The organism is Asticcacaulis endophyticus (genome assembly GCF_014652575.1).
GTDB lineage: Bacteria > Pseudomonadota > Alphaproteobacteria > Caulobacterales > Caulobacteraceae > Asticcacaulis > Asticcacaulis endophyticus.
The window spans coordinates 645,947-668,188 of sequence record NZ_BMZB01000001.1 but is presented as its reverse complement, the minus strand read 5'-3'; the positions used below and the strand labels follow the sequence as shown (position 1 = coordinate 668,188).

Annotated in this window: 23 protein-coding genes; 16 read left to right on the top strand and 7 right to left on the bottom strand. The window is 57.0% G+C overall.

Features of this window, described 5'->3' with window-relative positions:
- The first annotated feature begins 55 nt into the window (after positions 1-55).
- The 11 genes from IE102_RS03110 (at position 56) to IE102_RS03060 (ending at position 11,276) form a co-directional block, all read left to right on the top strand.
- Positions 56-634, top strand: a complete 579-nt coding sequence (locus IE102_RS03110) for a lytic transglycosylase domain-containing protein (protein ID WP_189484909.1) — start codon at positions 56-58, stop codon at positions 632-634.
- A 23-nt stretch (positions 635-657) separates the two neighbouring features.
- Positions 658-972: a TrbC/VirB2 family protein gene (locus tag IE102_RS03105; RefSeq protein ID WP_189484908.1), complete on the top strand. Its 315-nt coding sequence runs from the start codon at positions 658-660 to the stop codon at positions 970-972.
- A gap of 9 nt (positions 973-981) precedes the next feature.
- Positions 982-1,266 carry a VirB3 family type IV secretion system protein gene (locus tag IE102_RS03100; protein ID WP_189484907.1) on the top strand — a complete coding sequence of 95 codons (285 nt, stop codon included), beginning with the start codon at positions 982-984 and terminating at the stop codon, positions 1,264-1,266.
- 16 nt (positions 1,267-1,282) lie between these two features.
- Positions 1,283-3,718, top strand: coding sequence for a VirB4 family type IV secretion/conjugal transfer ATPase (locus IE102_RS03095; protein WP_189484906.1), 2,436 nt, complete (start codon positions 1,283-1,285; stop codon positions 3,716-3,718).
- On the top strand, positions 3,715-4,929 hold the full coding sequence (locus IE102_RS03090) for a TrbL/VirB6 family protein (protein WP_189484905.1): 1,215 nt from the start codon (positions 3,715-3,717) through the stop codon (positions 4,927-4,929). The genes IE102_RS03095 and IE102_RS03090 overlap by 4 nt, the downstream gene beginning before the upstream one ends.
- Positions 4,926-5,756: a TrbG/VirB9 family P-type conjugative transfer protein gene (locus IE102_RS03085; RefSeq protein ID WP_189484904.1), complete on the top strand. Its 831-nt coding sequence runs from the start codon at positions 4,926-4,928 to the stop codon at positions 5,754-5,756. The genes IE102_RS03090 and IE102_RS03085 overlap by 4 nt, the downstream gene beginning before the upstream one ends.
- A gap of 1 nt (position 5,757) precedes the next feature.
- The gene (locus IE102_RS03080) at positions 5,758-6,861 is read left to right on the top strand and encodes a TrbI/VirB10 family protein (protein WP_189484903.1); all 1,104 of its coding nucleotides are present in this window, start codon (positions 5,758-5,760) and stop codon (positions 6,859-6,861) included.
- Positions 6,862-6,865: 4 nt separating this feature from the next.
- Entirely contained in the window at positions 6,866-7,837 is a 972-nt protein-coding gene (gene virB11 / locus IE102_RS03075; RefSeq protein WP_189484902.1) for a P-type DNA transfer ATPase VirB11, read from the top strand.
- A gap of 106 nt (positions 7,838-7,943) precedes the next feature.
- Positions 7,944-8,861, top strand: a complete 918-nt coding sequence (locus tag IE102_RS03070) for a dioxygenase family protein (RefSeq protein ID WP_229807536.1) — start codon at positions 7,944-7,946, stop codon at positions 8,859-8,861.
- 341 nt (positions 8,862-9,202) lie between these two features.
- Positions 9,203-10,690: a helicase HerA-like domain-containing protein gene (locus tag IE102_RS03065; RefSeq protein WP_189484901.1), complete on the top strand. Its 1,488-nt coding sequence runs from the start codon at positions 9,203-9,205 to the stop codon at positions 10,688-10,690.
- Positions 10,691-10,865: 175 nt separating this feature from the next.
- Positions 10,866-11,276: an MAPEG family protein gene (locus IE102_RS03060; protein WP_189484900.1), complete on the top strand. Its 411-nt coding sequence runs from the start codon at positions 10,866-10,868 to the stop codon at positions 11,274-11,276.
- Here IE102_RS03060 and IE102_RS03055 read toward each other — a convergent pair.
- The gene (locus tag IE102_RS03055) at positions 11,266-12,396 is read right to left on the bottom strand and encodes an MltA domain-containing protein (RefSeq protein ID WP_229807535.1); all 1,131 of its coding nucleotides are present in this window, start codon (positions 12,394-12,396) and stop codon (positions 11,266-11,268) included. The genes IE102_RS03060 and IE102_RS03055 overlap by 11 nt on opposite strands.
- Positions 12,393-13,046, bottom strand: a complete 654-nt coding sequence (locus tag IE102_RS03050) for a Tim44/TimA family putative adaptor protein (RefSeq protein ID WP_189484899.1) — start codon at positions 13,044-13,046, stop codon at positions 12,393-12,395. Before IE102_RS03050 ends, IE102_RS03055 begins: the two co-directional genes overlap by 4 nt.
- A gap of 173 nt (positions 13,047-13,219) precedes the next feature.
- Between IE102_RS03050 and secB the strand changes: the two genes are divergently transcribed.
- Positions 13,220-13,720, top strand: a complete 501-nt coding sequence (gene secB, locus IE102_RS03045; protein WP_189484898.1) for a protein-export chaperone SecB — start codon at positions 13,220-13,222, stop codon at positions 13,718-13,720.
- 100 nt (positions 13,721-13,820) lie between these two features.
- Here secB and dnaQ read toward each other — a convergent pair whose 3' ends face one another.
- The 5 genes from dnaQ to IE102_RS03020 all read right to left on the bottom strand — a co-directional run bounded on the left by dnaQ (position 13,821) and on the right by IE102_RS03020 (position 17,587).
- Positions 13,821-14,528 carry a DNA polymerase III subunit epsilon gene (gene dnaQ, locus IE102_RS03040; protein ID WP_189484897.1) on the bottom strand — a complete coding sequence of 236 codons (708 nt, stop codon included), beginning with the start codon at positions 14,526-14,528 and terminating at the stop codon, positions 13,821-13,823.
- A 6-nt stretch (positions 14,529-14,534) separates the two neighbouring features.
- Positions 14,535-15,164 (bottom strand): dephospho-CoA kinase, encoded by a 630-nt coding sequence (gene coaE / locus IE102_RS03035; RefSeq protein ID WP_189484896.1) that lies wholly within the window; start codon positions 15,162-15,164, stop codon positions 14,535-14,537.
- The gene (locus IE102_RS03030) at positions 15,161-16,006 is read right to left on the bottom strand and encodes a shikimate dehydrogenase family protein (protein ID WP_189484895.1); all 846 of its coding nucleotides are present in this window, start codon (positions 16,004-16,006) and stop codon (positions 15,161-15,163) included. Before IE102_RS03030 ends, coaE begins: the two co-directional genes overlap by 4 nt.
- Positions 16,003-16,599 (bottom strand): Maf family protein, encoded by a 597-nt coding sequence (locus IE102_RS03025; protein ID WP_189484894.1) that lies wholly within the window; start codon positions 16,597-16,599, stop codon positions 16,003-16,005. The genes IE102_RS03030 and IE102_RS03025 overlap by 4 nt, the downstream gene beginning before the upstream one ends.
- A gap of 118 nt (positions 16,600-16,717) precedes the next feature.
- On the bottom strand, positions 16,718-17,587 hold the full coding sequence (locus IE102_RS03020) for a pyruvate, water dikinase regulatory protein (protein ID WP_189484893.1): 870 nt from the start codon (positions 17,585-17,587) through the stop codon (positions 16,718-16,720).
- Positions 17,588-18,092: 505 nt separating this feature from the next.
- Between IE102_RS03020 and hemE the strand changes: the two genes are divergently transcribed.
- The 4 genes from hemE (at position 18,093) to rho (ending at position 22,236) form a co-directional block, all read left to right on the top strand.
- Complete coding sequence (gene hemE / locus IE102_RS03015) at positions 18,093-19,136, top strand: uroporphyrinogen decarboxylase (protein ID WP_189484892.1); 1,044 nt, start codon at positions 18,093-18,095, stop codon at positions 19,134-19,136.
- Positions 19,133-20,161, top strand: a complete 1,029-nt coding sequence (hemH, locus tag IE102_RS03010; RefSeq protein WP_373295588.1) for a ferrochelatase — start codon at positions 19,133-19,135, stop codon at positions 20,159-20,161. The genes hemE and hemH overlap by 4 nt, the downstream gene beginning before the upstream one ends.
- 1 nt (position 20,162) lies before the next feature.
- Complete coding sequence (locus tag IE102_RS03005) at positions 20,163-20,609, top strand: CopD family protein (protein ID WP_189484890.1); 447 nt, start codon at positions 20,163-20,165, stop codon at positions 20,607-20,609.
- 253 nt (positions 20,610-20,862) lie between these two features.
- A complete protein-coding gene (gene rho, locus IE102_RS03000; protein WP_189484889.1) occupies positions 20,863-22,236 on the top strand; it encodes a transcription termination factor Rho in 1,374 nt (457 codons plus the stop codon).
- Positions 22,237-22,242: the final 6 nt, after the last annotated feature.

Sequence of the window (22,242 nt, the reverse complement as noted above, 5' to 3'; positions counted from 1 at the left end):
TATAGTCCGTATAAAGCGCTTTTTTGAAGGACTTCAGCCACGCCTACGGGGATTTATGACGATCAGAGCGACCTATGCCGTCATGATCATGCTTAGCGCCCCGGCGCTGGCCGTAACTGCCCACGCTCAGGTGTTCGAGGTCAATGGCGCGGGCGACCTGCAAGCGGTGTGTGCGTCACTGCCGCCGATGAAGCCTGCATCGCCATTGATCAGCTACCCCTATCAGGCCGCCATCAACCGCGCCGCCGCAGAGTTTGACCTAAGCCCCGATCTGATTGCCGCCATTATCCGTCAGGAATCCGCCTTTAACCCCACGGCCATTTCACCGCGCGGTGCGATCGGCCTGATGCAGCTTATGCCCGCCACCGCCCGCGACCTGGGGGTCAATCCGCACGACCCCGAACAAAACATCTACGGCGGTGTGGCCTATCTGCGGCAACAGCTTGATCGCTTTGATGGGCAGCTTGATCTGGCACTGGCTGCCTATAATGCCGGGGCCGGGGCGGTTAATCGTTACGGAGGGATTCCGCCCTACCGTGAGACGCGTACCTATATCGACAAAAATCTCGACAGTCTGGCGCAAGCCATGCCAAATGACACCCAAACGCCCGTGACGCAAACGGCCTGTTCCTGATCCCTTTCCTTAAGAGATATGCCATGAAACGCCCTTCGTTCTTAGCCCCCGTAGCTGCCCTTCTGGCCTATGCGATCAGCGCCACAACGGCGGCTGCGCAAACCGCCCAGTCGAACCCGCAGGGCTCAAGCCCGATCCTTGGGGCCGTTAACTGGATACAGGGCACGCTGCTTGGCAATGTCGCGACCGCCGTCGGCGTCATTGCGGTCGCCGCAGTCGGTTTCATGATGCTCACCGGAAGAATGAACTGGCGCTTTGGGGCGACCGTGATCCTTGGCCTGTTCATTCTGTTTGGCGCGGCAACCATTGTGGCGGGCATCCAGTCCGCCGCCGGATAGGATCAGGCCATGACCGATCTTGTCAAAGCGCCCATCTTTCGCGCCCTGACCCAGCCGCAGATGTTCGGCGGCGTGACCTACAGCTATTTCATCATCAATGGCGTGGTCACGACCGAGTTTTTTCTGATCACACGCTCATTCTGGGCGTTTGGCATAGCGCTTTTGGTCCATGTGATCGGGTATCTGGCCTGCCTGCGTGAACCGCGCATTTTCGACCTGTGGCTGACTAAGGTCTCGAAATGCCCGCGCATCAAAAACTATCGCTTCTGGCGGTGTAACTCCTATCGACCCTAAGGATTAGGTTAAGCGTATGTCCGTAAACGGATTTTTAGGTCTGGGGCCAAAGGAACAGAGAATAGGCGACCGTTTGCCCTATTCGCATCTGTTCAACGATTCCACCGTCGTGCTGCGCGATGGCTCGCTGATGCAGGCGCTCTATATCGACGGTTTCGGCTTTGAAACCGCCGACACCACCGACCTCAATACGCTCCATGCCCTGCGCGAAAGCGCGCTTAAGGCCATTGGCCATTCGCGGCTGGTGCTGCATCATCATATCCTGCGCCGTAAGGTCAGTGTGGCGACCTCCGGCCAGTTCGATAATGCCGTAGCCGAACACATCAATGACCGCTGGCAGGCGCGCTTAAGCTCACGCCAGTTGTTCGTCAACGACTTGTTCATCACCATCGTGCGCCGTCCGGCCAAGGGTAAGGCGGGCTTAGCCGAAGGCCTGGCCAAGCTGTTCGGCAGTGGGGCTACGGACCGCGAAGCTGAAATCCACCGCGATATGCGCGACCTTGATGCCGCGCGCGAAGCCCTGATGGCCGCCCTTGGTCGCTATGGCCCGCGTCTGCTCGGCGGTTATGACACCAAGGATGGGCGCTGCAACGAGCCGCTGGAGCTGCTGTCAGCGATTTTCCACGGCGAAATGCGCCCGGTGATGCGCCCGGCGCTTACCGCCAAAGACGACCTCGGCCATTACATCCCCTATCAGCGCTTAAGCGTCGGTGTCGATGCGCTGGAGCTGAAATCGGCCAGTGATGCCAAAAGCTTCGGGGCCATGCTGTCGGTCAAGGAATACCCGCCCCATGCCGTGCCGGGGATGCTGGATGCCCTGCTGCACCTGCCCTATGAAATGACCCTGTCCCAAAGCTTTCAGTTTGTGGATCGTCAGATCGGCCTTGAGCGAGTGGGGCTGGCGCTGCGCCGTCTGCGCGCCGCGGACGATGACGGCGTGACCTTGCGGGCCGGACTGATGAATGCCAAGGATGAACTGGCGTCCGGTCAAACGACGCTGGGTGAACATCACCTGTCGGTTATGGTGCGCACGCCAACGCTTGACCAACTGGATCAGGCGGCGGCGCAGTGCTCATCGGCACTGGCTGATATCGGTTCAATTTCGGTGCGCGAAGACATCAATCTGGAACCGGCGTTCTGGGCGCAGTTTCCGGGCAACGAAAACTATATCGCCCGTCGCGCTTTGATCTCCAACTCGGCCTTTGCGGGCATGGCCAGTCTGCATGGCTTTGCGCTCGGTAAGGCTGCCGGCAATCACTGGGGCGATGCCATCACGGTGCTTGAGACGACCTCGGCCACGCCCTATTTCTTTAATTTCCACGCGGCGGATCTGGGTAATTTCACCATCATCGGCCCGTCCGGGTCGGGTAAGACGGTCGTTCTGAACTTCCTGGCGGCTCAGGCCCAAAAGATCAATCCGCGCACCATCGTATTCGACAAAGACCGCGGGGCGGAAATCTTTATCCGCGCCATCGGCGGCCATTATGCCGCTCTGCGTGCCGGGGAGCCGACCGGTTTTAATCCACTGCAACTGCCCGATACAGCGACCAACCGTGCCTTCCTGCGCGATTTCATCAGCCGTCTGATCACCGGCGATGGCACGCCTCTGGCACCCGATGAAGACGCCGTTATCGCCGCCGCCGTCGACAGCCAGTTCGAGCAGGAACCCCGCTATCGCCGCTTGCGGTATTTTCAGGAACTGCTCGGCGGATCACGCCGCCCGTCCCAAGGCGATCTGGCCACCCGTCTGGCCCCGTGGGTCGGCAGCGGTGAGTGGGCATGGCTGTTCGACAACGAAGTCGATCATCTTGATCTCGAAGCCCGCGTGCTGGGCTTTGACATGACCCAGTTCCTTGATCAGCCCGCCTTGCGCACGCCGATCATGATGTACCTGTTCCACCGGGTCGAAGAGCGGCTCGATGGCAACCCGACCATGATCCTGATTGATGAGGGCTGGAAGGCGCTGGATGACGAAATCTTTGCCGCCCGCATCCGCGACTGGATGAAAACCCTCAGAAAGCGTAACGCAATTCTGGGCTTCGGCACCCAAAGCGCATCTGATGCGCTCGACAGCCGGATTTCCTCGGCCATTATCGAACAATCTGCGACCCAGATTTTCATGGCCAATCCGCGCGCCCAGATGGACGATTACGGCGAAGGCTTTGGCCTGTCCGAACACGAAGTCGGCCTGATCCGCGCCCTGCCGTCCCATGCGAGGGCGTTTCTGGTCAAGCACGGCAACCATTCGGTCGTCGCGCGTCTTGACCTGTCGGCCATGCCGGATCTGCTGACTATGCTGTCGGGCCGCGAATCCACCGTGCGCCGTCTGGATGAACTGCGCGCCGAGTTGGGCGACGATCCGGCCCACTGGTGGCAGCCTCTGGTCGGCACACCCTATCCGGGCAAACCCGCTGCGTTAAATGAGCCGCGTCTGAAAGCGGGGGCCTCATGACCCCGGTGATTTCCGCCTGCCCGTCCATGCCACTCGAAGGCTCAACCGGCATTTCCGGCGCCCTGATCAGCGTCGATTGCCAGATCAGCCAGGTCGTGGAATCGAGCTTTGCCCGACTATTCGGGTCGGGCGGGATGCTGGGCTCGGTGCTGACGGCGCTTCTGACGCTCTACATCGCCTTTCTGGCTTACGGCCTGATTACCGGTCGGACGCGCATGACACTGACGACCATGAGCCCGCGTGTGCTGGCCATCGGTCTTGTGCTCACCTTTGTCACCGCCTGGCCCGCCTATCAGACGGTTGTCTATAATCTGCTGACGCGCGGGCCGGATGAGATTGCCGCCGCCCTTACCGGCTCGCCCGGCGGGGCAACCATCGCCTTTTCACGGCGTCTGGATGTGCTGTTTGTGCACTTTGCCGATGCCGCCACCGCCCTTGAAAACTCCACCGCCCAGACGGCGCAGACCACCACCTCCCTGATGCGTAACGGTAAGACGACCGCGTCTGACCTGTTGTGGGGTTCGGGGCTTATCCTGCTACTATCGACGGTCGGGACGCTGATCCTGTCGCGCCTGATCCTGACCCTGCTGCTGGCGACCGGGCCGATCTTCGTGATCTTTGCGCTGTTTTCGTCCACCCGCGGTTTGTTTGAGGGTTGGCTGCGCACCGCTGTCGGGTTTGCGTTCGTACCGATGCTGGTGGTCTTAGGCGGTTCGGCCTGCCTGACCCTGCTCAGTCCGGTCATTCTGGCCATATCGAACGACCCCTTAAAAGCGCTCAATGACATTCAGCCGATTGTTATTCTGTTTATGGGCTCGATCATATATGCCACGCTGTTGCTGCTTTTGATGTGGACGGCGTTTAATATGCTCAAAGGCTGGCATCCGCTCAAAGGCCGTTCTGAGCCACAAACCCCTGAAAATATTCAGGTCGCCCAGACCCTGGCCGCCGGACAATCCGCCGCCCTGCAAACCCAAGGCCTGATCAACCGGATGGGGGCTGCCGGTTCAAACACCGCCACCTCAGTGTCTAATTCCAGCCGCCTGCAAAGCGTCAGCACGTCTTTGAGTACCGTGCAGTCAGCCGCAGGGTCATCGTCATCCTCATCCGGCGCCCGCCGCGCCAACACCGTTCAGGGCCTTGGCCAGAGGTTCCGCGCAAACGCGCCCTCCCCGGCCGCCGCCCCCTTATCAAAGACACCGGGTTCATGAGACACTTACCGCTTATCTGCCTGTTAACCGCATCTGCCTTCGGGCTTTGCACAACCACTCTGGCTCAGGTCAGTGCGGTCGGATCGGATGACCGTATCCGCAACATCAAATTTGATGACGGCGCGGTCGTTCAGCTTGACACCTGCCTTGGCTTTCAAACCATGCTGTCGTTTGCCGACAATGAAAAGGTTGAGAACATCGCCATCGGTGACGCCGCCCAGTGGCAGGCCACGCCCAATAAGCGCGGCAATATCATGTTCATCAAGCCGTTCATCAGATCGGCCCATACCAACATGACCGTGGTGACCGATAAACGTAACTACAGCTTTGAACTGAACGCGCGCGACACATTGGCCTGCAAGCGCGGCGAAGTCACCTATGATCTGCGCTTCCAATACGATCCCGAACCCGCCGCCATGACAACTACCGCCGACGGTCAGATAAAGACTGAGCCCGCCTCACGCCTGCCGGAAAAGCGCAATACCGACTATACGTTTTCGGGTCAGGCTGATCTGGTGCCGTTGCGCGTGTTCGATGACGGCACCTCAACCTATATGCGCTGGTCGCAGGGTCTGGTTATTCCGGCCATCTATGCGTTCGGTTATGACGGCAGCGAAAGCATGGTCAATTTCGCCCATGTCGAAGGCTATATCGTGATCGAACAAATCGCTCCGGCCTTTGTGCTGCGCACGGGTGAGGCCCGCACTGTGCTTTATAACGAAGGCTTCACGCCGCCGCAGCTAGACGCCAATTCGCCCAGGCCCCGCCCGGAGCCGGAAAAGAAGAAATTCAGCCTGTTCGGTTCAAAACCGAAAACGGGAGAGTGAGATGAAATATAATCTGTCCTCATCAACTCAGCCGCAAAAAGACCCGCGCACTCAGATGGATTCGTCTGAGCTTAAGGCCGCCTCGACCCGATCCCTGCCCGATGTGGCGCAAAAATCAAACGCCAAGGACGCGCTGGTCATGGCCGGTGGCATATTGGGGGCCGTGTTTCTGGGGGCCGTGACATTAGTGACCCTCAGCAATAATCGCCAAAACCCAACCGCTCAGACACCGGCAGCGCAGGCACCGGCGCAGACCCCGCCGGGGTCGGTGATCATGGATCAGCCCGCCACGCCGCTGACTGAGGGACCGATCATGCCGGTCCCACCGATCGAACAACCGCAGCCGCCCATGCCCGCGCCCGGTGCACCACCGCCGGCGACCCCTGACAATAATCCCCGCGCCAATACGCTGGTCTATGACGTCAGCGCGCCTGAGCCCGGTGCCAATGCGCCGGCAGCTCCCGGCACAGCGCCGGTATCGCCGGTTCTGGCGGCCCGTGGCCCCAGCGTCGGTGACCTGACCGGTGTCGATGCCACCTTTCAGGCCCGCGCCTCACGGATCAACAATCCGGGCTTTGTGGTCCCCCAAGGCACCATGATCCCCGCCGTGCTGGAAACCGCACTCAATTCCGACCTGCCCGGCTATACCCGCGCTCTGGTGTCACGCGATATCAAAAGCTTTGACGGGTCGCGCGTTATCATCCCGCGCGGGTCACGCCTGATCGGAGCCTATCGTTCGGGTCTGTCGAGCGGCCAAAAGCGCCTGTTTGTGACCTGGACGCGCCTGATCCGTCCCGATGGCACCGCCATTCAACTGGCTGACCCCTCAACCGATCCCCTCGGACAGGCCGGTCTGACCGGTGATGTCGACAGCCATTTCTTTAAGCGTTTCGGCTCGGCCATGTTGTTGTCGATCATCGGCGGCCTGTCGTCGTCGCTGAACGATTCCAGCTCCAACACCGTGGTCATCGGCACGGCCAGCGGTGCCAATAATGCCGCAACCGCCGCCTTAGAATCCGACTCCAAGATCGCCCCCACCATCAAGGTCGCCCAAGGCACACCCATTCAGGTGTTTGCTTCCCGCGACCTCGACTTCACGCAGTGATCTAATGGCCGTTGAACCGCTCCATCCCGAAGGCGTTTATCTCCGCACCTACCTGGCACCGTTTCGCCAGTGGCTGGACCGCGAAGACGTGACCGAAGTCATGGTCAATCAGCCCGGCGAAGTGTGGGTGGAAATTTCCGGCCAGCCGAACATGCAGCGTTTCGACGCGCCCGACATCAATGACCATCTGGTCAGTCGCTTGGCCGCCCAGATCGCCCGCATCAGCCATCAGGGCATTAACCGCGAAAACCCACTGCTCGGGGCGACCCTGCCGACGGGTGAGCGCGTGCAGGTCATCGGCCCGCCCGCCACACGCAAAAACTGGGCGCTGGCTATCCGGCGTCACGTCATGGTTAATCGCCCGCTTGAGGCCTATGACCGCGGGCCTATCAAAGCCGCGACCTACACCACCCGTGAGCAGGATCAGGTGGCGGCTCGTCGCGATCCGGTCGGTTTCCTGAAAAAAGCGGTGCTCGCGCGCAAGACCGTACTGATTTCCGGCGGCACCTCATCGGGTAAGACGACGTTTCTAAACGCCATGCTGCAAACCGTGCCGGAATCTGAGCGCATTATTCTGGTCGAAGACACGCCGGAAATCATCGCCCATCAACCCAATGCGCTCGGCCTTGTGGCGGTTAAGGGCGAGCTGGGCGAAGCCAAGGTCACGGTCAATGACCTGCTTCAGGCCTCATTACGGCTGCGGCCTGACCGGATCATTGTCGGGGAAATCCGAGGGGCTGAGGCGGTGACTTTTCTGCGCGCCATCAATACCGGCCACCCAGGATCGTTCACCACCGTCCACGCCAACTCCCCGCAAGGTGCGCTGGAGCAACTGGCGCTGATGGTCATGCAGGGCGGCATGAGCCTGTCGCGCCAAGAGACGCTGGCCTACGCCTCAAGCCTGATTGATGTGGTGGTGCAACTGTCGAAATCGGGCGGTGAACGCGGCATTAGCGATATCTACTGCCCGGTTTAACCGCTTTCGGCCACATCATTTCAGACTCGAAATATCAGCGTTACCGAATTTGCCGCATTGGCTTTGTAAGGCCTTAAGTCCCCACATAAAATAAGGACTTAAAGCTTTGACCCACCCCCACACCCCTAATGAGCCTTATCATAAGGACGAAGGCAGCCTTCAGGATTTGATTGAAAGCGTTGCCTCGCGTAGGCGTACCCTGTCCATTATCGGCGGAGGGCTGTTTACGGCCACATTCGCCTCGGCCTGTGGCGGAGGGGGCGGGACAACGACCGCCACGGTCAGCAGCAGCGCCTCATCATCGTCGTCAAGTTCATCATCCACCTCGACCTCAAGTTCGGCCTCGTCATCCTCTATCGCCAGCGGCACCTGCACCACCTATGCCGAAGAAACCGCCGGTCCCTATCCCGGTGATGGCTCTAACACGGTGTCAGGTTCAGTGATCAATGTGCTGGCCTTATCCGGCATCAACCGCAGTGATATTAGAACCTCCATAGGTTCGGCGTCCGGCACCGCACCCGGCCTGCCGATGACGCTTACCATTACGCTGGTCAATTCAGGCAATAGCTGTGCGCCTCTGGCCGGATATGTCATCTATCTGTGGCACTGCACCCGCGACGGACTTTATTCGCTCTATACCCTGACCGGCGAGAACTATCTGCGCGGCGTGCAGGTGACCGACGCCAATGGTCAGGTGACCTTTACCACCATCTTTCCCGGTTGCTATGACGGGCGGATGCCGCACCTGCATGTTGAGGTTTACCCGTCACTGGCCGCCGCCACATCCTATGCCAACAAGCTAAAGACATCGCAGTTTGCCCTGCCCCGCGATGTGTGCGCCAGCGTCTACGCCAATGTCAGCGGCTATAGTGCCAGCGTCAGTAATCTGAATGGCATCACCTTTGCCAGCGACAATGTCTTCTCAGACAACAGTTCGGCCCAGCTTGCCGCCCAGACGATAGCCTTAAGCGGCGACACCACAAACGGCTATACCGGCACGGTGACCTATGGGGTGACTATTTAGCGTTACGCTTTGCGTCCAAATGAAAAGCCGCCAGCCCTTATTCAGGGCTGACGGCTTGTTTGAAAGCGCCTCTATGGGGGAAAGGGGCCTTCAAATAGGGACTGTCCTAGCTTAAGGGGGGAAGTCGTCGGGACAATCCTTTAAAGCGTTTCTCAACGAAAAGCTTATGATAAAAGACTATCACAAAAGGCGAATTGCACCATAAGCGCTCGCATCACAGTTGTGTGAGTCACGCGCGGATCAAATCGCCGTTTGCGCGAAAAACATCTTGAATATCACCCCCTTAAGGCCATAGGGTTTGCGGGCTCGATATTGCACAAAAACGTGAAGGGTTAAGGATCATGGCGGATACAACAGGCGTTCTGGTCGGATATTCGCAATCGCCCACCTCTGGCGGTGCGCAAACCCTGCTGTTCACCCGTGCCAACCGCCACGGTATTGTGGCTGGTGCAACAGGTACGGGTAAAACCGTGACCCTGCAAATCCTGGCGCAGGCCTTTTCCGACGCCGGGGTGCCGGTGTTTGCCGCCGACATCAAGGGCGACCTGTCGGGCGTGGCGGTCGCGGGGTCGCCCAATGAAAAACTGCTGGAACGCGCCAAGATCATGAACCTCGATCTGGCGCCCAAGGCCGCGCCGGTCATCTTCTGGGATATTTTCGGTGAAAAAGGCCACCCGATCCGGGCGACGATTTCCGAGATGGGGCCACTGTTGTTGGCGCGGCTGTTTGAACTGAACGACGTGCAGGAAGGGGTTCTGAACATCGCCTTCCACGTCGCGGATAAGGAAGGGTTGTTGCTGCTGGATCTGGCCGATCTGCGCGCCCTGCTCAACCATGTCGCTGAAAATGCCAAAGAGATTTCGGCCACTTACGGGCAGGTCTCGGCCACCTCGATCGGTGCCATTCAGCGCCAGTTGCTGACGCTGGAAACCCAAGGCGGTGCCAAGTTCTTTGGCGAACCGGCGCTGCGCCTCGAAGACCTGATGCGCACGGATTTATCGGGCAAAGGTTATATCAATATTCTGTGTGCGGACAAACTGATCGGCTCACCGCGGCTCTATTCGACGTTTCTGCTGTGGCTGCTGTCGGAATTGTTCGAGGAACTGCCGGAAATCGGTGACCCGGAAAAGCCGCGCATGGTGTTTTTCTTCGACGAAGCCCACCTGTTGTTCAACGAAGCGCCCAAATCCCTGCTGGAAAAGATCGAGCAAGTCGTGCGCCTGATCCGCTCCAAAGGGGTCGGCATCTATTTCGTCACGCAAAACCCCGCTGATGTGCCCGACTCTGTGCTGGCCCAGCTTGGCAACCGCATCCAGCACGCCCTGCGCGCCTATACGCCGTCAGAGCAAAAGGGCCTGAAAGCCGCCGCCAACTCATTCCGCGCCAATCCAGAGTTCGACACCATTGAGGCCATTCAGGGCTTAGGCGTCGGTGAGGCGCTGGTGTCGCTGCTGGATGAAAAAGGTCGCCCGACGGTGACCGCTCACGCCCTGATCCGCCCGCCCGCGTCGCGTCTGGGGGCCGCGACCGATGCGGAACGTCAGGCCGTGTTTGCCAAATCGCCAGTGGGTGGCGTCTATGACGATGCCAAAGACCGCGAATCCGCCTTTGAAATCCTGTCCAAACGCAAACAGGCTGAGGTGGTCGAAGAGGAAGAGGTGAAAATCACCAAAACCACGGTTAAAGAACCGGCGCGCAAAGCCTCATCGACCGAAAAAGCAGTGACCTCAGTGGCGGTCTCGGTCATCCGCACCATCGGTGTGACCCTTGGGCGCGAACTGGTGCGTGGGCTGTTGGGCTCGATGAAGAAAACGACCAAGCGGCGGTAAAAACTCTCCTCCCTATGCCACAGGCATGGGGAGGAGAGAAACTCCAGGTTACGGGTCAAGGGTTTTTTTTAGTGCGCTACCGCTTCGCTTCTTGAGCGCTTTTTTAGTTGCCCTAACGCTGCGCTTCTTGAGGGCGGTGGCGTTATCTTAGGAATTTCAGATTATAGTACCGGATATGTTGCACCCGGTTCTGGCCCTGATTGCGTGGACGATGCTGATGCTGGTTTGGCTTTATGCCGCCCGCATAACGGCTTTGTTTGCCCATAAGGTAGACCCGCAGCGCCTGACCGATAAGCGGCTACTGGCGCAATTGCCGCCCTATGCCCGTGACCCTGCCGATAACTATGCCAACCTGCTGGAGCAGCCCGTGCTGTTCTATGCCTTAAGCAGCGTCATTCACCTGAGCGGCTGGGGCGATCGCCTGTTTATAACGCTGGCGTGGATCTATGTGGGCCTGCGGATCGTCCATTCGCTGATACAGGCGGTGCACAATATCATCATTTTGCGCTTTTGCGTGTTTTTGTGCGCCACTGGCATATTGGGTTACATGCTGATCCGGACGATCCGGGTCGCCTTTAATGTTTAGGTACGATCCGCCACATTTTCAGCTTATGCTTGACCCGGCCCGCTTCAGTACCGGCGCGGGCGCCGTGGCCCATATAGAGATCAGCGCGGATTTTACCCTTGATCGCGCCGCCGGTATCGAGCGCCGAGACCATGCGCTGATACTGCGGAAAGGCGTCTTTTAACGCGCCCGCATTGGCATCGATCCAGTACAGATCACCGTACTGATGGTGCGCCGGATCAACCGCAATCGCTGATCCGCCCGGCAGAGGCACACCCGCCGCACCCAGAGGATCGTGAGGGTCTTCGATCTTGAAAAACGCATAACGCGGATTGAGATTCATCATCTCGCGCGCGACATCGCCGCGGTTAGCTGCCAGCCAGGCGCGAATATTGTCACCGGAAGATTTGTCTTTTTCCAAGATTCCGCGATCGACCATCGGCTTTGCGATCCCCACAAACGGGTGGCCATTATCGGCGGCATAGGCGGCCAGAAACTTTGATCCGTCCGGCAATTCCAGATAGCCTGACCCCTGAAGCTGCATGAAGAAATAGTCTTCAGGCCGCATATAAAGAGGGGTCTGCGCGGGTTGGGCTTCGATCTCAGCGCGGGTGTAATAGGGGACATATTGGCCGTCGACCACACGTGCAGCGACCTTAGTGGCTGTTTGCGGCGGAAACATCTGATCCCCGCGCACAATCACCAGATCGGCAGGCTTAAGGCGCACGGGCTGCGAAAACTCGGCATCAGGCGCACTGACCGCCTGGTATTCAGGCACGAAATAGGCCGTCAGCAGACCCTCGCCGTCCAGACCCTCAACGCCAAAATTGGCCTCGAAAAAGGCCTTAATATCATCAGGGTCGGCAAAATCAGTGTGGCTTAGTTTTTCGCACACGCGCTGATACTGCCGGCCTTTTTTATAGGCGCAGGTCCCGCGCAGGGCTTCAAACGCCACAAAAGAATCCGACAGCCCCCATCCGGGCAGGCTGGTCAGAGGCTTAAGCGACGAAGATGGTTCGGGAACCGGCGCAGGCTTCGGTATTACCGGCGGCAGCGGGGTCGGCGTTACAGGTTTAGGGGTTTGCGCGCACGCCGCCACCATGGCCGACAGCGCAAGGCCCGCCAGTAGCTTAAACCTCACGCCTTGGCCGCCTCGACCTTGGCCAGCAGCCACGGATTATTGCCGGATTTCAGGTTCTTATGGAACGTCCAGTATTCGGCGGTGCGCTTATGGGTTTTCTTGGCTTCGACAGGCACCGGCAGTACATCGGTTTCCGGCACAGCCTGATCCGCAGGCTTTGCGGCTTCTGTCTGGTAAAGCAATTCCGACAGGAAACGCACACGGATATGCGCAAAGTCATCCTTGAAATCGATCAATTCCATATCGACCTTGGGTCCATCGACAAAGGTGACCGTTTCCTTGGGCGCTGACGGATCGCGGTTTTGCACGGCTTTTGAGAACACATTATAGACGTTGTCGGCCAAACGATCCTTGACCGGATCGACATCGCCCTTGGTGAAAGCCACGACCACGCCTTCATAGGTTTCGCGCGCCTTTTCAATGAAGTTTATTTCATTGAATTGCGGGTCGCGGGCTTTGAGCGCTTCGAGGTTGGGAAACTTCGGGGCTTCGGGCTTTTTTTCGATACGAACCGGCCCGTCACCATCCTCGCTTATCCGGGGAGCAGGCTTGTCCTCGACCTTAAAGCCCACACGACGGCCTAAGACATTATAAAGCTGGAACAAAACCACTACGGCAATGACCGCAAATATAACCAGTTCGACCGACATCCCTTTAAACTCTCTTACTTTGCGTGTTTGATTTACTATCTATATAGGGAAAGTTTAAGGAAACGGAACCGTTCAGTTCGATTGCTTATTGTTTTCTTGCGTGATAGCAGCGTTTTTACACTAAAAAGCGCGGGTCGCAGCACCCTTGCGCCCATAGCCGGAGTTGTTTTGTTATGACTGATACCGTGGCCCCCGAAGCCAACACCCAAACCGATGGCCTCACCGCCCTGCCCGCCAATATGCAGGTTCTGGCCCAGTTCATTCGCGATTTTTCGTTTGAAAACCCGCGCGCGCCGCAATCTCTGCGCATGGATGTCCGCCCCGAAGTCGATATGGGCGTGGAAATGAACGCCAAGGGCCGCCCGGATGGCCTGTTTGAGGTTGACCTTAAGCTGTCGGTTAAGGCCACCAATCCCGAAGGCCCGGTATTCAATATCGAACTGGTTTACGGTGGTCTGTTCCAACTGGCTAACGTGCCGCAAAATATGGTCGAGCCGACCCTGCTGGTCGAATGCCCGCGCTATCTGTTCCCGTTTGCACGCCGTATCATTTCGGATGTCACGGCTGATGGTGGCTTCTTCCCGCCGTTCATGGTCGAGCCAATCGATTTCGCGGCGCTTTACATGTCGCAAAAGAACGCAGGCTCTATCGGCGAAACCGCCGGTCAGGCCTAAGTGAGTTCGATAAAAAGTTGCCCTGCGGGTACTTTTTATCGGTTCAATATTGTCAAACCGAAGCTCGGGGCGGCCCGACGCTTCGGTTTGTCTTTTGTGTTTATTGGTAGTTGGTATCCGCAGGCCAGAGGGCCTTGTCTTTCAGGTACTTAGCGATAAACGCTTTGTGAGCCTGCGCCTCCTCCGGATGAATTTGCGATGGCAAAGGTTTCGGGCGCGGGCCATAGGGTTTGGCCTTATAGGCCAGACCATCCTCACCAAAGTCGCTGGCCATAGCGAGGTCAAGCCCGCGCTCCTTGCCGCCCATCAGTTCCAGATAGACATCGGCCAGCAACCGCGCATCAAGCAAAGCGCCGTGCTTATCGCGCTCAGCCAGCGAAATATTGTAGCGCCGGCACAGGGCATCCAGAGAATTGGCCATACCCGGAAAGACGTTACGCGCAATCTCAAGCGTGTCGAGCCATTGGGTCTCCGGCAACGGCACACGACCTACGCGCTCCAGCTCCATATTGATGAAGCCACGGTCAAAGCTGGCATTATGGGCGATGATGCGGCTATCCCCGACAAAGTTGAGGAATTCTTCGGCCAGATCGGCAAACTTCGGTTTACCCGCCACCATCTCATTGGTGATGCCGTGGATGCGCGTGGCATCGGCCTCGATAATCCGCTCAGGGTCCATGTAGCGGTGCAGACTGCGACCTGTCGGCAGAAGATCCTCAAGCTCGACACAGCCGATTTCAATCAGGCGGTGCCCCGCCCTGGGGTCAATGCCGGTGGTTTCGGTATCGAAGACAATTTCTCTGGCCATGCTTTTTTATGGGTTGCTTCGCAGGGGTTTGTCCAGATTGCCGGAGATTAATTTGGTGTACAGTGCCGCCACCTCGGCGCGGGTCGCCTCAAGCGGCTGATCGGTCAGGATCAGAAAGTCAGCCCGACGACGTTTCTCAGCATCGCTGATCTGGCGCGACAGAATGTCATTGAACTTGGTCTCGGTCATGCCGGGGCGGGCCATGACGCGCGCTTTTTGCACCTCAGCCGGGGCACTTACCACCACAACATAGTCGAGGTTTTTCTCAGACCCAGTCTCATACAGCAGCGGAATATCAGCCAGAACCAGCAGCGTCTCCAGGTGGCTCTCCATAAAGTCCGCACGATCTTCGCGCACCAAAGGATGGACAATGGCGTCCAGTACCGCAAACTTCGACGGATCAGCTTTCAGGATTTCCGACAAACGGGCGCGGTCAATGCTGTTGTCTTTTAAGATCACCCCGAACGCCGCACATAGCTTATCCTTCAGAGGTTGCGAGGTCGCATAGAGCCGATGGACCACCTCATCAGCATCCCAGACCGGCACGCCCAGATCCGCGAACATCTTCGCGACCGTCGATTTGCCCATGCCAATTGAGCCGGTCAGGCCCAATCTTATTACAGGCTTTTTGATCACAGAACTTCCCCCAGATAGCGCAGGGCCAGATCGCGGATATCAAGTTCGGCAGGCGGCGCTTCGCTATAAAAGGCTTCAAACGACGGCCGCGCCTGTTCGATCAGCATGTTCAGACCATCGACCAGCTTAAGCCCCCTCGCCTCCGCGGCCTGTAACCACGCCGTTTTGAGTGGCCGATAGGTCATGTCCATCGCCGTTGCCTGATCTGGGGCGTGGTCAAACAGCGGCAAGGGCCCGCCGGACGCCGCATTGATGATCGCGCTCACTCCGTCAAAAGCCCGCGCGATCTGGGTGACATCAAAGGCCGACACGCCGTCTTTGAAGGCGAACACCAGTTCTTCGGCACGGGCGATAGTACGATTAACAATGCGCACATCGGTGCAGCCCCTGGCCAGCAGGGCCGCGATCACCGCGCGGGCCGCACCCCCTGCCCCCATGATTGCCACCGGTTTCGTCAGATCGCAACCCGGCGATTGCAGTTCAAACGCCCGGATCAGGCCAAAGCCATCGGTGGAATCGGCATGGACATGGCCCTCATCATCAAAGGTCAGTAGATTGGCCGAGCCGCAGGAAAGCGCAATATCGGAATAGCTGTCGGCCAGCTTAAGAGCGATTTCCTTAAATGGGGCGGTGACGTTCAATCCTTTGATACCATTGGTACGGCACGACAGGATCAGACGTTCAAAGCCGTGCTCATCCTTTGGCGAAAACGGCACATAAACCCCGTTCAGTCGCAACTCCCGCAACCAGGCATTATGCAAAAAGGGGCTCAACGACTGATGGATTGGCTGGCCAACCACGCCGGCCACTTTCGCCGCCCCTGTGGGTAAGGTCTCAATCATGACGCAATGACCTCCAGATGACGCAGTTGGTTTAGCAGTGGCAGCATGGGCAGGCCCAGGATTGTAAAATAATCGCCGCGAATATCATCAAACAGTTGCAGGCCCAGCCCTTCGAGTTGGTAACAGCCTACGCTTTTCAACACCTCTTCGCCAGCCTGCGCCAGATAGCCATCGATAAAAGCATCGTTCAGGCGGCGCACGCTCAGTTCAGCCGTGCCGACATGCGACCAGACAATCTGCCCGCCCTGAGCCAGAGCGACGGCGGAATGCAGATAATGGGTCTGGCCGCTGAAACGCTTAAGCAGGGCTTTCGCCGCATCGAAAGTGTCTGATTTGCTGATCAGGTCGCGCTCAATCTCAACCACCGAATCCGCACCGATCACCAGACCGTCGTGACGCAGAGATATGTGCAGCGCCTTTTCTTGCGCCAGTTTCAGCGCCACTGATTTAGGGCTATGGGCGCGGGCAAGATATTCATCCTTAATCGCCTCTTCGTCGATATGGGCGGGCATAACGTCAAAGCTTAAACCCGCATTGGTCAGCAAGGTGGCGCGGATTTTAGAGCCGGAAGCAAGGATCAGGTTTTCAGTCATATTAGATAAGCTTTTCTTTTCGCAGGGGTTGCAAACCCCTGCACCCCATAACCGGGTGAACAACCCCATAGAGACGTGATGAATTATCGTTTCGGGGTGCAGGGGACAAGTCCCCTGTTTAAATCCCGCCTAAACGACCTGTGCGTTTCTCGTTCAACAGGCTGATAATCGCGGCTGAGGTTTCTTCGATACTGCGGCGGGTGACATCGATCACCGGCCACTCTTTACGCTCAAAAAACCGGCGGGCGGCGATGATCTCATTTCGGACGGCCTCGGTATCGGTATAGGTCGAGGGCCGGTCGTCATTATTGAGCGACAGCAGCCGGTTTTTGCGGATAGAAATCAGCCGCTCCGGTGACGCAATCAGGCCGACAATCAAGGGCTCGGTCAGATTATCAATTTCTTCGGGCAGCGGACTGCCCGGCACCAGCGGAATATTGGCGGCCTTGATGCCGCGGTGAGCCAGATAGATGCAGGTCGGTGTCTTTGAGGTACGCGAAACGCCGACCAGAATGACTTCGGCCTGGGCCAGACGGTCGGCTAGAGCGCCATCATCATGGGCAATGGCATAGTTCAGCGCCTCGATACGCTCAAAATATTCATTATCAAGATTGTGCTGGGCGCCAATGCGCTTGGAGACCGCCGCCCCCAGATAACGCGAAAACGCCACCACCATAGGGTCAAGCACACCGATCGCCGGTATATCCAGTTCACGGCAGCGGATCTCCAGATTTGTGCGCAGCTCGGAATCGACAATGGTATGCAAAACAATGCCCGGAAAGCTTTCGATCTCGACCAGGGCCCGGTCAAGCTGCTTGGGTGAGCGGATCAGCACATAGATGTGTTCAATCGGCAAAATGCCTTCAAAGCGGGCCGCCGCCGCCTTCGCCAAAGCATTAAGGGTTTCGCCGGTTGAGTCCGAGACCAGATGGACATGAAAATAGGTGCCAATCTTAGAGGATAAGGTTTTCAGGCTGTCCGAGGTCATAATTCCGGCTTTCGGCTTACAGTTTTCAAAGATGGTAAAATATATCTGTGTATCGAATTTGGGGAAAACCCGCGTATAAGTTCGTGCGTAATTCCCCCGGCAAGTCAAGCGCTGTGCCCTGCCCCTGTGATTGGGGAAAAGGGTTAAGATATCCTGCAAGCGCCCCGTGATTTTCCCCAATCCGGCGCGCTGGGGGTTTTATATCGGGCCCATTGTGGGTAAGTTAATCTTTCATTAACCCTGTATATTTACCTCCCGTTAAGCATTAAGAATTTTTTAAGGATTCCTAATATTTGGTTAATTATCCCGCCTTTTCACAGGCTGTGAAAAGTAAATTTTTCATTAATTCCGAACTGTGAAAAACCCGTGATAAGCGCGTGCGTGCGCCAAATTGTCCCGTTCATTAAGCCACCTACTACCACTGCTTCCTTTTATTATTTTATTATGTCATTGGAGCCCATATCCGGATAATACGGCAGGCTTGACCAAGTTAGTTGTGGCAGATATGACGATTGAACCTTCCTCAGTGCCTATGGCCCCGATCCTTAAGGCACTAAATGGCCAAACCCAAGCCATACCGCCGGTATGGTTTATGCGTCAGGCCGGACGCTACTTGCCGGAATACAGGGCTTTACGCGCCACCACACCTGATTTCATCTCGTTCTGCCTCAATCCGGAGAAGGCGGCTGAGGCCACTTTGCAGCCGATAAGGCGCTTTGGATTCGATGCGGCGATCCTGTTTTCAGACATACTGGTGATCCCACAGGCCTTGGGTCAGAACGTCGCCTTCGAAGCCGGTGAGGGGCCGGTCTTAGGAGAACTACCCGCGTTAGAGGCCATGCGTGATCTGGCCGGGCAGGCGGGCGTGCACCTTAAAAACGTCGGTGAAACCCTGATGCGGGTGCGGGCGGCGCTCGATACGGATAAAACGACGTTGATCGGGTTTTGCGGCGGGCCGTGGACGGTAATGACCTATATGCTCAACGGTCGTAAAGCGCAGGATCGCACCCTGATCCGGGCCTTTGTCTATGACAATCCGGTCTATGTCGCGCAACTGATGGATATCGTCATCGAAGCGTCGGCCCATTATCTGAAGATGCAGGCGGACTCTGGCGCGCAGGTGCTTAAAATCTTTGAAAGCTGGGCGGAAGGGTTGCCAGATCCGTACTTTCATCAACTGATTATCGAGCCGCACCAAAAGCTGATCGCGCGGGTGAGGGCGCTAGGCGTGACACTACCGATCATCGGCTTTCCACGCGGATCAGAAGTGCGGCTGTTCGATTATCTTGAGGCCGTTAATGTCGAGGCTCTGGCGCTGGGCACCGCGACGCCACTGAAGCTTGGCCGTGAATTACAAAAGATAAAACCGATCCAGGGCGCGCTCGATCCCGTAGTGTTAAGATCGGGCGGTGTGGCCCTTGATGCAGCCATTGACCGGTTGATGGAAGCGTGGGGGCAGGGGCCTTACATCTTCAATCTGGGTCACGGTATCTTTTTAGATACGCCGATTGCCCATGTCGAGCTGGCTTTGAAACGGATCAGGGGCTGATGAAAAAAGTTGCGGTTTTACTGTTCAATCTGGGCGGGCCTTTGGAATCAAAGGACGTCAAACCGTTTCTCTATAACCTGTTTAAAGACAAATATATCATCAGCCTGCCGTTTGGCCTGCGTCATTTTGTAGCCCGGCTGATATCGACGACGCGCGAAAAACCGGCTCAGGCCAACTATAACTTCATGGGCGGCGGCTCACCCATATTGGCGCAAACACAGGCGCAGGCTGAGGCTTTGGCGGCCCATTGCCAGAAGACCATCAAAGGCGCTGAGGTTAAGACTTTTATAGGCATGCGCTACTGGCATCCGTTTGTTGAGGATACCGTCAAAGAGATAGAGACGTGGGCGCCGGATGAGATTGTACTGTTGCCGCTCTATCCGCAGTTTTCCAAGACCACGACCCTGTCGTCACTGGTGGCGTTTAAGGCGGCCTATAAGGGTCGCGCCAAGGTTACCGCCGTGTGCTGCTATCCCGAAAACGACTTCTTCATCAAGGCGCAGGTCGATCTGATCCGCGCGGCTATCAAGGACATCAAGAACCCGAACGGCTACCGGATTCTGTTTTCGGCACATGGTTTGCCTGAAAAAGTCATCCAGGAAGGTGATCCTTATAAGGCGCAGGTCGAAGCGACCGTGGCCAAGGTCATGGCCGAACTTAACAGCGATATCGACCATGTGATCTGTTACCAGAGCCGGGTAGGGCCGCTGAAATGGATCGGACCGGCGACTGACGATACGATCACTCAGACCGGGAAATCGGGTAAAAACATAGTCTTGGTACCGATTGCCTTTGTTTCGGAACATATTGAAACGCTTGTGGAACTCGACATCGAATATAAGCATCTGGCTGATGAAGCCGGGGTGACCGATTATATCCGGGTACCTGCGGTCGGCACGAATCCTGATTATATTCGCGCTTTGGGGGATCAGGTGCTTAAGGCGCTGGCCACGACCGATGCCGTCATCAGCGACCATGCGTGCGCAACCTGTCACAAACACTGCCCGAAACTAAAGGCCGCCTAAGATGAACTATGATCTGTTTCGCGCCCTGCATATCCTGTCGGTGATCGCGTGGATGGCGGGGTTGTTATATCTGCCGCGGATTTTCATCTATCATATCCAGAACCACGATAAGGCTGAGGTTACATCGGTCTTTCGGATGATGGAGCGCAAACTGATCAAGCTGATTATGAACCCGGCCATGATCGCGGCGTGGATATTTGGGTGCGGCCTGATCTATATCGACTACAAGGCGCGTGGGGCAGGGTTCCTTACCCAAGCGTGGTTTCTGACCAAGATCGCCGGGATTATTGCCATCACCGGCTGGCATCATTACCTGACGGTGACATTTAAAAAGCTTGATCGCGGTGAGGATATCGGCTCCGAAAAATACTGGCGTATCGTCAACGAAGTGCCGTTTGTGATTGCCATCATTATGGTTTTGGCGGTGACGCTGGAATTTGGGGCGTGACCCCTCAATCAAAATTGACTTGACCGAAATTTAGCGTGGTGTAAGGGTTCCCTGCAAATTGAGTATGTATCGGGTTTAGATCTGATCCTCAAATCTTAAGACAGGCGCCACGGTTCTGCTGGTTGGCCTTTTCAAGAACAATTCATTCAGGACGCTTCGCTATTGGCGTCCTATATAAACCTTATGGGGTTCGCGCAGCGCAGACAAACCGTCTGTGATTCATCGCGGACGCCGCCATCGTGAGACCAGGTCTATGCAAGACGAAAACGAATTTGAACCGACGCCAGACCAAGAAGCTGAAGAGACGGATCTGGACCTAAATGGTGATGAGTCTGGGGACGGTGCCGAAGACATTGCCAACCCACAGTCCATGTCGCTTCAGGAACTGAAGGAAAAATCGCCAGCGGACCTGTTGGCGTTTGCGGAAACGCTTGGTGTTGAAAACGCCAATAATATGCGCAAGCAGGACATGATGTTTGCCATCCTCAAGGTTCTGGCCGAAGAGGGTGTCGAAATCTCAGGTTCCGGTGTGATTGAAGTGCTCCAGGACGGGTTCGGCTTCCTGCGTTCGCCCGAAGCCAACTATCTGCCGGGCCCGGATGACATCTATGTCAGCCCTCAGCAAATCCGCCGCTACGGTCTGCGCACGGGTGATACGATTGAAGGCCAGATCCGCAGCCCGCGTGAGGGTGAGCGCTATTTCGCGCTGCTCAAAGTCGCGACCATTAATTTCGAAGACCCCGAAGCCACCCGCCATAAGGTTCATTTCGATAACCTGACGCCGCTCTATCCTGATGAGCGCATGACGATGGAAATGGAAGATCCGACCATTCGCGATCGTTCCGGCCGGATCATCGATATCGTCGCACCCCTCGGTAAGGGCCAGCGGTGTTTGATTGTGGCCCCGCCGCGCGTCGGTAAGACGATGATGTTGCAGAATATTGCCAAGTCAATCGCCGCCAATCACCCTGAGTGCTACCTGATTGTGCTGCTGATCGATGAACGCCCGGAAGAAGTGACCGACATGCAGCGCACCGTGCGCGGCGAAGTCATTGCCTCGACCTTTGATGAGCCGGCGACCCGCCACGTTCAGGTCGCCGAAATGGTGATCGAAAAGGCCAAGCGTCTGGTCGAACACAAACGCGATGTGGTCATTCTGCTCGATTCCATCACCCGTCTGGGCCGTGCCTATAATACCGTTGTGCCGTCATCGGGTAAGGTGTTGACCGGCGGTGTGGATGCCAATGCTCTGCAACGTCCGAAGCGTTTCTTTGGGGCTGCGCGTAACATCGAAGAAGGCGGCTCGCTGACCATTATCGCTACCGCCCTGATTGATACCGGCTCACGGATGGACGAAGTCATCTTCGAAGAATTCAAGGGCACCGGTAACTCGGAAATCGTACTGGATCGGAAAGTGGCCGATAAGCGCGTCTTCCCGGCGATGGATATCCTCAAGTCCGGTACCCGTAAGGAAGACCTGCTCACGCCGAAGGATGTGCTGCAAAAGACCTATGTCCTGCGCCGTATCCTTAACCCTATGGGTCCGCAGGATGCGATCGAGTTCCTGATCGACAAGCTGCGCCAGACAAAAACCAATGGCGAATTCTTCCAAAGCATGAATACTTAAGCGACA